Below are 13,203 nucleotides of genomic sequence, written 5' to 3' on the forward strand. Positions count from 1 at the left end.
ATGGTGTAAATGAGTGAGTAAACTTTCACTGATTGTTGGTTTGGGTAACCCAGGTTCTGAGTATGCCCAAACCCGCCATAATGCAGGCTTCTGGTTTGTAGAACGTCTTGCAGAACAATATGGCATCCAACTTAAAGCTGATCCTAAATATAAAGGCATCAGTGGTCGTGGTAATATCGAAGGTCAAGACGTTCGTCTGCTGTTACCTACAACCTTTATGAACCTCTCTGGTCAAAGTGTTGTTCCCTTCGCCAAATTCTATCAAATTGCTCCCGAAGCAATGCTTATCGCACACGATGAACTTGATATGAACCCTGGTGTCATTCGCCTGAAAACTGGCGGTGGTCATGGTGGTCATAATGGTTTGCGCGATATCGTCCCGCATATTGGTCCAAATTTCCATCGTTTACGTATTGGTATTGGTCATCCTGGTTCTAAAGAACGTGTCTCAGGCCATGTCTTAGGTAAAGCACCAAGTAGTGAACAAGGTTTAATGGATGATGCTATTGCACATGCCTTATCACGTACTAAATTGTTGGTAAGTGGTGAGATTCAGCAAGCCATGAACCAGATCAACGCTTACAAATAGAACTGACAATTCCACAAATTGTTGAACAATACTTATTGCCATCTGAATGATTTCAGAGCAAAATGCGCTTGCATTTGACTGCTCACCCAGCATTCAAGAGATTGTTCCACCATAAGATACGATCTTAGGTCTACCAAGGAGACGCTAGCCATGCTATCTCGTTTATTAAAAGCTAAAATCCACCGTTGCGTCGTTACACAAGCAGAATTACATTATGAAGGTTCTTGTGCAATTGACGGTATTCTTCTAGATTTAGCCGGTATCCGTGAATATGAAGAAATTCATATGTGGAACGTGACTAATGGTAAGCGTTTTACCACTTATGCCATTCGTGGTGAAGAAGGTTCTGGCATTATCTCTGTAAATGGCGGTGCTGCTCACCAAGCAGATATTGGTGATTTGATGATTATTGCAACTTTTGGCGATTTCACAGAAGCTGAAGCAAATGCACATAAGCCACGTTTAGTCTATGCGAACCCAAATAACACAGTGAACCACACAGCGAACTGTATTCCAGTTCAAGTTGCTTAATTCAAGCATTCAAAGATTCTAAATGCCCGCAAATTTGCGGGCTTTTTTATGCGATCAATCACATAATCCGCTTTTATTCACTTCGTGGCCCCTTCCACCAAACTTTCTTCTGCTCACACAGAAGTGACTGCAGGTTTTCACCCACTAGACCCACCAATAAAGGCTGACCATTTTCCTGTACTTTCAGCTCTGCAAATTGCGCATCGCGATAGCACGGTTCCAAGCCTTCGGCAAACAAAAAGCTGCTTGCAGCGGGATATAAACCCTCAAATCTATTGTCAGGATTTTTGAGCACCAGTTTTGTAGATGAGCTTGGATACTGCACTAATAACTTTGGATTGAAACTGGTTCGAATCACTCTACGCTGTGCATCAAGCTGCACATAACTCACAATACTTTTTTGATCGACAAAATAGTCACGGTGTACATTTTCTTCTTTGTTCGCTTTGGCAGTCTGCCCATTAGCAGATTGCTCTTCAGAAGGCTGACCACCAAAATAGAGCTGATAATTCAAGGCCATATAATCTCCTTGAATCAAAGAGCGAGGATCGACCGGTTGCAGCTTTACATAAATACTCTGACTGTTTGCCAGATGCCATTCATGCCGTGCAATCATCAGTACAAATAAAAGAATACTGAGTACAGCCAAACCAATAGGAAGCATTTTTTTATTGAGTATGTTCATCATGCTCCTTCCCCTTGTTTATGCTGTATCGCAGTTAACATTTTGGTGATGCCAAGCAGCAAAAGACCAGAGATCAAAATCGTTAAACTTTTCAGTAAAAAGCTCAACCCTAAATTGTAATACAGCATCCATAAGCTAAAAATGATCAACACGATGCAAAGGGCTTTAACCAAAGATTGCTGATAGACCTGCGCCCATGCCAATAAAACCAATAACAAGAAAATTTCAAAATAGCCCATCGCAATCAGCACAAGGCCCAATAGCAGTAACAGCCATTTTTCGCTCCCCGCCTGTTTTTTCTGATTTGCGATGTAAAGGCCAAGCCAAACTACAGGCAACAGATAACCGATAAACAGGTCAAGAACACCATGTTGGGTCTGTTCAAACTGTAGAATGTTATTTGACAAGGTCTGCAACACCACACCCGCCAATACGATGCATAACATCCACAACACAACACTTTTTCGATACATCGAGTGCAACCAAGCTGTTGCACTCCCGAGCAAGAAAATCAGTAGAATATAATTCAATCCAATCACAGCTAAGATGACATGTTCATCGCTCATAAAAAGATCGGCATCAAATAGTGTGGCCACTGCAAGGCCATATCCTGCAATGAGTTGAATAAAAACAATAAACCAATGCATTCGACTAAACAAACAGAGCAAGATAACGCCAATTTGTAATACTAAAATAAACCCAATGCTATCGGTCAAGCTCTCTGTATGTATGAAGACCGCAGATTGGCCACATACCCATAAGCAGTAAGCAAATTGGCGACTAAAGATACTTTTAGCTCGTCGAATCAACCACCAAGCCACAGCCACAAAAACTAAGCCCATGACGATTGAAAACGCCTTCCAATAGGTCAGCAATAAGCTCGATAAAATAATGCCTGCGAACCATGCCCCAATCGCTAAAGGAATAACTGCAAATTTAGTCTGTGGCAGAAATTTCATCAGTGCCCAACTGATCACCGCAAACCAAGCAAATATCAGCAAGGCAAAAACCAACAATCCTGCACTCGAGTCAGATAAAATATGTTCTGCCCATTGGAAAATCAAAATACTGAAACTCGCGGCGAGACCTGCAGCTTGTAAACTGGTTTCTAATGCACGATGTTGTCGATAAAAATAGATAATCAGATAAATTGGAAGCAACAATGCAAAAATTAAATATTGCCATTGATACTGCTCTGCCCCATTTCCGCAGTATAAAAACATGCAATACATCGACATTAGTGTAATAAATGCAACAAATACAAAGCGCAGTGCAGCATAATATTTCAAACACAAGGTCACACATATTGCGGTCAATACATTCATGCAGAGTAAATACCACCATGAATGATCAACGATTAAATAGCTTTGTTTAAAATATAAAAATAATGCCAATTGACTGATCAAACACAGTAACGCAAAGACTCCAATATTCGGTCGAGATAACCAAGGTAAAAGCAGCAAAGCCCAGACCAAAAATAACAGATAACTGTCTGCTCCTGTTTGATAGACCTGCCCAATCACAGCTAAACTTAATCCGAGCAACAAAGCACTTAAAGCATCTAAGCTTTGCTGAATCCAAGCATGCCTTACAAAATATACACTCGTCACAGCACTCAGTACCAACAGCAACATTGGAATTGCCAATTGAATAAATTTGGGTAACATCAGCCAGTTTGCCGCGATCAAATACACGAAACTGGCTGCTATCAGTGCAACACCGATCACTTGCAGATACCGAATGACCTGTACATCTTGGAACAGATCTGTTGAAAACTCTTGATCTAACTGTGAACGATGCAGCTTTATATTCTGCTGCTGAGAATGCTGAGGAAGCGTCATTTTTTATCATTATGCAATCATGGTTGATTTATCGGCACGATAGCATGCTTTGGCACACTTTATAAAAATGCTTACAAATCCAATCTTATAACTTTACTTATCTAAAATTTTGCAAATGATTCTACGCAATAATTCCCCATCACCACACAAACAGGTCTATACTCAAGACACATCGCTTCAGGGCGGGGTGAAACTCCCCACCGGTGGTAAATTTGCTGGGTTGAACGCCCTGCAAAAAGCCCACGAGCCAATCGTTTAAACGCGATTCGCAGATCAGGTGCAATGCCTGAGCCGACGGTATAGTCCGGATGAAAGAAGACGACGTCACATCTCTATATCATTGATCATTTTCAATATATATCGTAACGCCACTATTTCACATGTCCTGAAATGTTCAACCGTATCTAAAATTTACGCGAGCGTTTCAATGTCTAGTTTAATTCAACCCGAAATTTTCTTTTCTGCCCTTCCACCTGCAGAACAGCGCATGCTGCAAGCCTTAGAAGACATTCGTCATGGCAAGCCTGTTTTAGTCATGGACGATTTTGACCGTGAAAATGAAGCCGACCTGATTGTTGCTGCAGAAACACTCACTGTAGAAACCATGGCACGTATGATTCGTGACGGTTCAGGGATTGTCTGCCTGTGTTTAACCGATGCTCAGGCTAATCATTTAGAACTTCCACCCATGGTGTCTGATAACTCTAGCCATTTTAAAACTGCCTTTACCGTCACCATTGAAGCGGCGGAAGGTGTTACTACTGGAGTTTCTGCAAAAGACCGAACAACTACAGTCAAAGCCGCAATTAAAGATGGTGCTGTTGCTGCTGACTTAAACCGTCCGGGTCATGTTTTTCCTTTACGTGCGCGTGAAGGCGGCGTATTGACCCGTCGTGGACATACTGAAGGGACTATTGATTTGGCCCGTCTAGCCGGTTTAAAACCTGCAGGTGTTTTGTGTGAATTAACCAACCCAGACGGTACGATGGCGAATGGCGTACAAGTTTTAGCGTATGCACAAACCCATCATTTGACTGTACTCACCATTGACGAAATTGTGCAATATCGCTTACAGCACAATCTCTAGTTCGAATAAATTAAAGCTCTACACGTTCATAAAAAGGCTGATTGAATCAGCCTTTTTATTTTTTACTGCACATTTCAAGTTAAGAATTAAGCCGTGAATGTGCTATAGATGCCATAGATGGCAACCACCACTAAAATCAACCCACACAGGGCCAACAATTTTTTATACCAACGTGATTTCGACAATCGATGAAAAGATAAATACACCAAAGACAAGGTCGCAAAATCTAAAACGATCCAACTGAGGGTCAACACAATTAAACTCAGATCAAGATGAGGAGTAATTCCTACAAACTGCGGAAAAAATGAAGCAAAGAAAATAATATCCTTAGGATTTGAAATCCCCACGATCAGTCCTTGCTTAAAGCCCCCTTGAGCTGCTTTTAACTGCAGAGATTGCTCAGTGGGCTGTGTCATCACTTCTTTTAAAATATCAAACCCAATATAAGCAATATATATACAACCCAGTATTTTAATGCCATCGAGCCAGTGCGCATTCACATTTAAAATGCCTTTTAAAATACACACTGACAGCACAATCAAAATCAGTGACGCAAAATTTGTCCCGACAATGGTTTGAAATGCCTTTTTATATCCGCCTTGTAAACCTGCACTCGCGACCAACAGCATGACAGGTCCAGGTGTTGCAATCATTACGATGACTGCCACACAATATAAAAAGTACTCCGAATAATTCACGCTGAGATTCCTTCACTTATTTTTTTTACATCACGATAAATTTCATAAATAAAAAAAGAGGACTTAGTCCTCTTCATCCATGTTTTGCAATAAATGCAAGCGAATGGCATCTGCTCTTAAAAATGCCAAATCATAGCTGGCTGTGGCGAGTGCTAAAACACGACGCTCAAATTCATCCCACAACGGTCGCACCTGTTTGTAATGTATCCCGAGTCCACTTTCATCTGTGAAATGACGGTTTTTTTCGCAGAGCTTGAGTGCGTGATACAGTTTACGGCCTTTACTTGCATCTGGACGTAAGCGAACTCGCTTAGACAAAACAAAGCCTTCGACATGAACGATATCTGCTTGCGGCAACATCGGTATTAAAATTTGATCTAACTGCGCATCTAAACGACACCAAATGGCCGTGTGTTGCTCGGCTGTATAGGTATTCCATTTTATGACTTCATGGTTAAAGCGGCGGCAACCACGGCAGACTGAATCACCAAATACCGTAGAACAACGCCCTGCACATGGGGTCAACGAGGCAATTCGACGATCAGTACTCAAAACCGGCTCCATTCAATCAATATTTATGGGATAGAAACAACTCGGCATGACTATACACGCTAAAACTGCTGAAATGAAGCCATGATGAAATGTGTGGCTAAAAGCCACCGCATTACTCGCTTATTCATCCAAATCGCGGTAGAATGTGCGCCTTAATTTTTATCCTGTTTTATTCATTTGGAGTACTCCATGAACGCTACTGTAGAACAGCTTGCACCTGTAGAACAGCAAGCGACCTCTGGTTGGGTTGTTGCCGCACTTTATCAATTCAAAGAAGTTCAAGATCCTGCTGATCTTCAACAACGTCTTTTAGACTTGGTAAAAACCATCAACCTTTGCGGTACTCTAATTGTGGCAGGTGAAGGTATTAACGGTACAGTTGCTGGTGACCGTAAATCTGTAGATATCATCCATCAGTTCCTTCTCAACGAAGGATTCAATGCGATGGAATACAAAGAATCGCATAGTGCGGATAAACCATTCCGTAAAATGAAGATCAAACTGAAAAAAGAAATCGTGACTTTAGGTGTGGAAGTGAAACCACGTGATTTAGTCGGTCACTATCTTGATCCTAAAGAATGGAATGAACTAATTACACGTGATGACGTAATCCTAATTGATACACGTAACGACTATGAGTACAAAGCAGGTACATTTAAGGGTGCGATTGACCCGAAAACTGAGACTTTCCGTGAATTCCCTGAATACGTGAAAAAAGAGCTTGAGCAGCATAAAGATAAGAAAATTGCCATGTTCTGTACAGGCGGTATTCGCTGTGAAAAATCAACCTCACTTTTACTTCAAGAAGGCTTTAATGAGGTTTATCACCTTAAAGGCGGTATCTTAAAATATTTAGAAGAAACCCCTGTTGAAGAAAGCATGTGGGAAGGTGAATGTTTCGTATTTGACGGTCGTACTGCTGTCACTCACGGTATGGAAGAAGGCGAAAATATCAAATGTCACGCATGCGGTTGGCCACTGGCTCCTGCTGAAGTTGAACTTCCGAGCTACGAACACGGCGTATCATGCAAATACTGTATCGACAAAACTACTGAACAGCAAAAAGCAGGCTTCCGTATGCGTCAATCACAAATTGTGGCAGCAAAACGTAAGCGTCTCTAAGGAAAATTTGTTGTAACGATATATAAATAAAAGCCCTATTTTTAGGGCTTTTTTTACGCATTCTCAACAGTGACTTAATTTTTTTGACAAAATAACTATATCTGGTTATTTACGAGAATCAGTTCGCGCATTTATGCTTATTCTGATCAATTGATCCGAGAAAATCATTATAGATAATTGAAAAGGAAAGCATTATGCCAAAATTAATCAACTCTCCAATTGCAACCTCAAGGCACCTTGTTTTACCCGCTCCCCGTGTAAAAGAAAGTGTAGGAGAATTAAAACACCTCCTTAACCAACAGTCGCATATTTTGATAGTCAGTATTGCTACATGCATTGGTGCAATTTTTGCCTTATTTATTGCTTATACATTGCACTTACAACCCACTATGCTCAACATTCTTGGACTTTGTGTGATTCCATTTGCTTTATCTCTGAGCTTACGCCAAGTCTATATTCACACACTGTTAAATATGGAACATGATGATTAATTTATGCACCTTGCAACGCTACTTATTGCAACTTTGTCCTACGCTGTTCAGTACATAAAACGATTTTTAAGGCTGCTAAAGCGCCAAAAATCAAAAATAAAATCCAAACTGAACAGCGTACACTCAATACTATAAAAACTATGATCCAAGCCTTTCAATTCTTCAATCTTATATCATTCAGCATTGCTCAATACCATTACTCATTCATACATTTTCCTTCTCATTAAGCCTACGTGCTACTTAATACAAGATGAACTCAACATTTGTTGTTTTTGCTTAGGTGGTTTCAGGAATATTTAAAACGGAACTTTACCCACTGCGCTTTTCAACATAGGATAAATACACCTTTTCTCTGCCTTGGCTGCCATGAATTTAACTGAATGGATCATTTCAATCATGGAACAATTGGGTTATCTCGGTATTGCCCTACTCATGTTCCTTGACAATGTCTTCCCCCCAATCCCCTCAGAAATCATCATGCCCTCGGCTGGCTATTCTGCCTCCCAAGGTCAACTACTGCTCATTGGTGTCATTATTTCAGGTTGTGTCGGCTCTTTACTGGCGGCTGCATTGCTATATTGGATTGGTTATAAATTTAAGCATGAATCCATCTTTCACTTCGTCGATCGCTATGGAAAGTATTTATTTATCAAATCGGCAGATGTAAAAAAATCTCTAGCATGGTTTGAGCAATACGGTCACCGCATTGTATTTTTCGGACGAATGATTCCAGCTGTGCGTTCTCTCATTAGTATTCCTGCTGGAATGAGCCGCATGCCATTTTGGAAGTTTATGTTTTATAGTGGTTTAGGTACGATTATTTGGACCACTTTTTTAGCTTGTATGGGTTTTTATTTAGGTGAAAATCAGCAGTTAATGCAGCAAATATTTAGTAAAGTTGGCCATGTGATTATTCTGATCACAGTCATCATTATTAGTTGGATTTTGTACCGTCGACATCAACGTCGACCTCGTTAATTTTTTGTTTTGGGGCTTAAATGAAACACTATCTCCTACACTTTGCTGCTGTTTATAGCATCGCCTTGGTGCTTTTGATTACCGTATTAATTTTTGGATTAAATCTTGGTGGTATTACATTAATTCCTACATTGGTGGCATGTGCATTAATCAGCGTTGGGCATTTTGTAAAGAAAGAACAACGTGTGCCTAGCAACCATGAAAAGATCCAACTGGTTTGGGGCTCCAGTGCCGTTGCAATCATCATTGGTAGCTTTTTTGTGCTGTTCTTGGTGCTGATGAATCCCAATGCCGAAAGCATTATGAAGTCTGTGGATAATGCAGGCATTGGGCTAACTGCTGTAATTATGCTCTGCATGGTCGCCATTCATGGCACGATATTTCATATTGCCTACGGTTGGTATGCAGACTACTGCGCTAAAAAATTATAAATTTTTTTAACTTATTCCGTTAGAATTTGAATCAATACCCTTCACTGAAACTTAAAATTGAGTGAAGAAACTTCGGGCAAGCTATACTCGCTCTTTATAAAACGAAAACATGAACATTAAATAATGAAAAAATACATCATCACATTTAGCATTGCTTATGCCCTCGCCATGGTCGCTGTCGCAGCCATAGAGTCTTTCTTTGATTTACCCGGTGGTTCATCTATTACCTGTCTCATCGTGGGCGGTTTTGCTGCGGCATCCAGCTTTGTTAAAGACCATCAGCGAGTGCCAAATAAGTTAGAAAAGCGAACTTTGATTTGGAGCTGTATTTTAGCTTCGGTTCTCATCAGTGTCGTTGCTACAGTCATTTGTCTCTTGATCTTCCCTGAAACCCAAGCCTTTATTCAAATGGCGCTAACGCAATTACCCGCTTGGGTCTGGCTGCTTGCTATCAGCTTTACCTTATTCATCCATTATCTCATGTTGGCTTTATCTTTTGGATGGATGGCAAAGAGCTTCTTAAAAGCCAAACGTAGTTAAGCCTTTAGACTAACTTTGAATTGAAAAGGTATAGCGCTAAAAAAAGCACCCCAAGGTGCTTTTTTTAAATTTCGTCGAAATTAATTTGGTGTGTGATACATCAAATATAATTCGTTCAAATTGGTTGGGATTTCTTCTGCAAGTTCATCCATCAACTGACCATTACGACGGAAAGATTCCATTTGTGGATCTTCTTCATCAATGCCGCTGAACACCATGATTGGCAAAGTTAAATCTACCAATTGTTCTTCAAACTCGTCGGTGAACCATGCATCTTCGTTTAGGAACATGGCATCAACGAAGCCAACACTCCAGTCACCAAGACTTGATTCAACATCGGCTTCTTCAATTTCAAATGGAAATTCAATACCATCTTCATTGGCAAGATTCTGACGAATCGATTCGAGCCATGCTTTTACTTGTGCAATAATTTCAGCAGGTACTTTTTTCTGATTGTTATCAAAAAGTTCGTCTAGCCATTTATCAAAAGCTGGGCCTACTGCAATTGCACATAAAAAACCATGAGTCGCTGCAAAATCTAGACCATGCTCGTTGTCATCGCCGTCTAAATAGTCACTCAAAAGGTCTAAATCTAAAGCACTCATTTCAAATCCAGAGTTAGAAACTTAATGCGTAAGCATAGCATTTTCAAGCGCTATGCTAAATCGCTATTTAGTCTTCTTCGTCATCAAAATCATCGTCATCGTCGATGTCGTAATCAAAATCTTTAAGCTCACGTTCAAGACGGCGCTGAGCCAGAAGGTCATCAATAAGTCGGCGCTTTTCTAACGATTCTTTCGCGCTAGTTTTTGCACTGGCCTCATCGAAATTCACATCATCATCACCGTAGTTATCATCTAGTTCAAAATCTGTAGAAGACACCAAAACTACCTCATAATGAAAAAAATTGAAGGGGTCTAGCCGCTATTTATATGGGATATAAAATATTGTCAAGTTTTATTTGTTTTTTTAACAACTAAACTTTAAAAATAGGTCTTTTTTTCTTACCAAAACCTGTGGCATGATATAATCCACCCTGCGTCCTTCATTTTTATGACAGTCAAAGATGACTCGTAAAATAATCGATGCATGGGATGAACTTGAAAACAACAATTTCAGCCCCACCTAAATTACTGAATTTAAATTTTTAATATCTCATTGGACAGCTTGATGCTGTACCGTCCTAATGGGATAAGCCAGCTATTAACAAGATTTAATGAGACGATCGTGCTAAAATGCACGGTTTTTTACTGCCACAGATTCAACGAAGAGTAAGCAAAGATGAGCGATATGACTTCCCCTACTTCTCAAGTAGCGGCTCTGATTAGCCGAGGCAAAGAGCAAGGTTACCTAACTTTCGCCGAGGTTAACGATCATCTCCCGGACTCAATCACTGAAAGTGAACAGATTGAAGACATCATTCAGATGTTGAATGACGTGGGTATTCCGGTACATGATCGTGCACCAGAAACTGACGATACAATGTTTGAAGGTGGCAGCGAAGCGACTGACGAAGTTGCTGAAGAAGAAGCCGCTGCTGTACTTGCATCTGTTGAAAATGAACCCGGTCGTACCACTGACCCTGTGCGTATGTATATGCGCGAAATGGGTACAGTTGAGCTTTTGACACGTGAAGGCGAAATTAGCATTGCAAAACGCATCGAAGAAGGTATTCGTGACGTTTTACATTCTATTGCTTATTGGCCAAATGCAGTCGAAGTTGTATTGCAAGAATATAAAGATTATGAAGCGGGTGAACGCCGTTTAGCTGATATTCTTTCTGGTTATTTAGATCCAGAATCTGACGAAGCCATCCCTGAAGTGATCGACGAAGATGATTCTGAGATCGATGAAGATGAAGCGTCAACCAACAAGCCAACTAAAGATGTCAAACTTGATGATGACGATGAAGAAGAAGAGTCTGAAGGTGATGATGATTCTGAAGGCGAATCTGGTCCAGATCCTGAAATTGCTAAAGCACGTTTTACTGAGCTCGAACAAGCATGGTTAGTGACTAAAGCTGCTATTGAAAAAAATGGACGTAACAGTAAAGAAGCTGCTGCTGCACTTGAAGCACTTGCGACTGTGTTCATGATGTTCAAATTCACACCACGTTTATTCGACATCATCTCTGATTTGATTCGTAATACCCATGACCAAATCCGTACTTCTGAACGTGAAGTTATGCGCTATGCAGTACGTCGTGGTCGTATGGACCGTACTCAATTCCGTACGTCTTTCCCAGGTCAAGAATCTAACTTTGCTTGGTTAGATGAACAAATTGCTAAAGCACCTGCAGAAATGAAAGACTATCTTGAAAAAGTCCGCCCTGACGTTCTGGCATTCCAACAAAAAATCGCTGACATCGAAAAAGAACTTGGCTTAGATGTTAAAGGCATCAAAGACATTTCTAAACGTATGTCGATTGGTGAAGCAAAAGCTCGCCGTGCGAAAAAGGAAATGGTTGAAGCCAACTTACGTTTGGTAATTTCGATTGCGAAAAAGTACACCAACCGTGGTTTGCAATTCCTCGACTTGATCCAAGAAGGTAACATCGGCTTGATGAAAGCGGTGGATAAATTCGAATATCGTCGTGGTTATAAGTTCTCTACTTATGCAACTTGGTGGATTCGTCAGGCGATTACACGTTCGATTGCCGACCAAGCACGTACTATTCGTATTCCAGTACACATGATCGAAACCATTAACAAGATCAACCGTGTATCTCGCCAACTTCTTCAAGAAATGGGTCGTGAACCGACACCTGAAGAATTAGGTGAACGTCTAGAAATGGACGAAGTGAAAGTTCGTAAAGTGCTTAAAATCGCGAAAGAACCAATTTCAATGGAAACACCAATTGGTGATGATGAAGATTCCCATCTTGGTGACTTCATTGAAGACGGCAACATCACCTCTCCGATTGATGCTGCAACGTCTGAAGGCTTAAAAGAAGCAACACGTGAAGTTCTTGAAAACTTGACTGAACGTGAAGCAAAAGTCTTGAAAATGCGTTTTGGTATCGATATGCCAACCGACCATACCTTGGAAGAAGTGGGCAAACAGTTTGACGTAACACGTGAACGTATTCGTCAGATTGAAGCGAAAGCATTACGTAAACTTCGCCATCCATCACGTTCAGAGCATTTGCGTTCATTCCTTGAGAATGATTAACCTATAACTAGGACAATGCAGGCTTGAATATGGGGTTTTCCGCCCCATATTATGAGCATGTAGCAAATGATTCCAAATACCTGCTCATTGCAGGTATTTTTAAATAATGAGGTGTCCCATGACTGATATGACTAATCGCGCTCCTTCACGTGAATTGCAAGAGCATCTTTGGGTCTTCCCTATGGACTACCCTATTAAATTGATTGGTAATGCAGGTGAAGAACTTCGCCTTGCAGTGAATGAAATTTTTGTTAAACATTTTCCTGATTTTGATGGCAGTAAAATGACTGTGACTCCATCTCGTACAGGTAAATATCATTCAATTACTGCTCAATTACGTTTCGAAGAGTTAGAACAAGTACATGCGGTCTATGCGGATTTAGCAGCTTGTAAACACATTCGTACCGCGCTGTAATTCTGTTGATTTAAATAAAAAAGCACGCTTTAGGGCGTGTTTTTTATGTCTAAGTATAATAGTAATACCCTC

At 40.6% G+C, this 13,203-nt stretch carries 16 protein-coding genes and 1 riboswitch; of the genes, 10 read left to right on the top strand and 6 right to left on the bottom strand.

Features of this window, described 5'->3' with window-relative positions:
- Window positions 1–13 precede the first annotated feature (13 nt).
- Together pth and panD are read left to right on the top strand one after the other, a co-directional pair.
- Window positions 14–589 (top strand): aminoacyl-tRNA hydrolase, encoded by a 576-nt coding sequence (gene pth / locus FTU17_RS10410; RefSeq protein ID WP_168378106.1) that lies wholly within the window; start codon window positions 14–16, stop codon window positions 587–589.
- A 150-nt stretch (window positions 590–739) separates the two neighbouring features.
- Window positions 740–1,120, top strand: a complete 381-nt coding sequence (panD, locus tag FTU17_RS10415) for an aspartate 1-decarboxylase (protein WP_078192181.1) — start codon at window positions 740–742, stop codon at window positions 1,118–1,120.
- A gap of 73 nt (window positions 1,121–1,193) precedes the next feature.
- On the opposite strand, the gene FTU17_RS10420 is transcribed toward panD, so the two are convergent.
- Both FTU17_RS10420 and FTU17_RS10425 read right to left on the bottom strand, forming a co-directional pair.
- Window positions 1,194–1,808 carry a GDYXXLXY domain-containing protein gene (locus FTU17_RS10420; protein ID WP_257224835.1) on the bottom strand — a complete coding sequence of 205 codons (615 nt, stop codon included), beginning with the start codon at window positions 1,806–1,808 and terminating at the stop codon, window positions 1,194–1,196.
- Complete coding sequence (locus tag FTU17_RS10425; RefSeq protein WP_180135390.1) at window positions 1,805–3,646, bottom strand: DUF2157 domain-containing protein; 1,842 nt, start codon at window positions 3,644–3,646, stop codon at window positions 1,805–1,807. The genes FTU17_RS10420 and FTU17_RS10425 overlap by 4 nt, the downstream gene beginning before the upstream one ends.
- A 170-nt stretch (window positions 3,647–3,816) precedes the next feature.
- Window positions 3,817–3,970, top strand: a riboswitch (FMN riboswitch).
- A 103-nt stretch (window positions 3,971–4,073) separates the two neighbouring features.
- Between FTU17_RS10425 and ribB the strand changes: the two genes are divergently transcribed.
- A complete protein-coding gene (gene ribB / locus FTU17_RS10430; RefSeq protein ID WP_180106143.1) occupies window positions 4,074–4,733 on the top strand; it encodes a 3,4-dihydroxy-2-butanone-4-phosphate synthase in 660 nt (219 codons plus the stop codon).
- An 86-nt stretch (window positions 4,734–4,819) separates the two neighbouring features.
- On the opposite strand, the gene FTU17_RS10435 is transcribed toward ribB, so the two are convergent.
- Together FTU17_RS10435 and FTU17_RS10440 are read right to left on the bottom strand one after the other, a co-directional pair.
- Window positions 4,820–5,431, bottom strand: coding sequence for a LysE family translocator (locus FTU17_RS10435; protein ID WP_180106142.1), 612 nt, complete (start codon window positions 5,429–5,431; stop codon window positions 4,820–4,822).
- 63 nt (window positions 5,432–5,494) lie between these two features.
- Entirely contained in the window at window positions 5,495–5,983 is a 489-nt protein-coding gene (locus FTU17_RS10440; RefSeq protein WP_111885315.1) for a DUF1289 domain-containing protein, read from the bottom strand.
- A 189-nt stretch (window positions 5,984–6,172) separates the two neighbouring features.
- On the opposite strand from FTU17_RS10440, the gene FTU17_RS10445 reads away from it, so the two are divergent.
- The 5 genes from FTU17_RS10445 to FTU17_RS10465 all read left to right on the top strand — a co-directional run bounded on the left by FTU17_RS10445 (window position 6,173) and on the right by FTU17_RS10465 (window position 9,545).
- Window positions 6,173–7,105: a rhodanese-related sulfurtransferase gene (locus tag FTU17_RS10445; protein ID WP_180135392.1), complete on the top strand. Its 933-nt coding sequence runs from the start codon at window positions 6,173–6,175 to the stop codon at window positions 7,103–7,105.
- 194 nt (window positions 7,106–7,299) lie between these two features.
- Window positions 7,300–7,596, top strand: coding sequence for a hypothetical protein (locus tag FTU17_RS10450; RefSeq protein ID WP_180005055.1), 297 nt, complete (start codon window positions 7,300–7,302; stop codon window positions 7,594–7,596).
- 366 nt (window positions 7,597–7,962) lie between these two features.
- Complete coding sequence (locus FTU17_RS10455; RefSeq protein ID WP_180135394.1) at window positions 7,963–8,574, top strand: DedA family protein; 612 nt, start codon at window positions 7,963–7,965, stop codon at window positions 8,572–8,574.
- Window positions 8,575–8,594: 20 nt separating this feature from the next.
- Window positions 8,595–9,005 carry an ABZJ_00895 family protein gene (locus tag FTU17_RS10460; RefSeq protein WP_180021958.1) on the top strand — a complete coding sequence of 137 codons (411 nt, stop codon included), beginning with the start codon at window positions 8,595–8,597 and terminating at the stop codon, window positions 9,003–9,005.
- A 123-nt stretch (window positions 9,006–9,128) separates the two neighbouring features.
- Window positions 9,129–9,545 (top strand): ABZJ_00895 family protein, encoded by a 417-nt coding sequence (locus tag FTU17_RS10465; protein WP_078192190.1) that lies wholly within the window; start codon window positions 9,129–9,131, stop codon window positions 9,543–9,545.
- An 80-nt stretch (window positions 9,546–9,625) separates the two neighbouring features.
- Here FTU17_RS10465 and FTU17_RS10470 read toward each other — a convergent pair whose 3' ends face one another.
- Together FTU17_RS10470 and FTU17_RS10475 are read right to left on the bottom strand one after the other, a co-directional pair.
- Window positions 9,626–10,150: a YecA family protein gene (locus tag FTU17_RS10470; RefSeq protein ID WP_078191372.1), complete on the bottom strand. Its 525-nt coding sequence runs from the start codon at window positions 10,148–10,150 to the stop codon at window positions 9,626–9,628.
- 67 nt (window positions 10,151–10,217) lie between these two features.
- On the bottom strand, window positions 10,218–10,427 hold the full coding sequence (locus tag FTU17_RS10475) for a PA3496 family putative envelope integrity protein (protein WP_078191373.1): 210 nt from the start codon (window positions 10,425–10,427) through the stop codon (window positions 10,218–10,220).
- 399 nt (window positions 10,428–10,826) lie between these two features.
- Here FTU17_RS10475 and rpoD point away from each other — a divergent pair, with 399 nt between their 5' ends.
- Together rpoD and FTU17_RS10485 are read left to right on the top strand one after the other, a co-directional pair.
- Entirely contained in the window at window positions 10,827–12,716 is a 1,890-nt protein-coding gene (rpoD, locus tag FTU17_RS10480) for an RNA polymerase sigma factor RpoD (RefSeq protein ID WP_180135412.1), read from the top strand.
- Window positions 12,717–12,843: 127 nt separating this feature from the next.
- Entirely contained in the window at window positions 12,844–13,131 is a 288-nt protein-coding gene (locus FTU17_RS10485; protein WP_078191448.1) for a YbeD family protein, read from the top strand.
- The last annotated feature ends 72 nt before the right edge of the window (window positions 13,132–13,203 follow it).

This window comes from Acinetobacter sp. YH12070, assembly GCF_013419625.1.
In the GTDB taxonomy this organism is placed as follows: Bacteria; Pseudomonadota; Gammaproteobacteria; order Pseudomonadales; family Moraxellaceae; genus Acinetobacter; species Acinetobacter amyesii.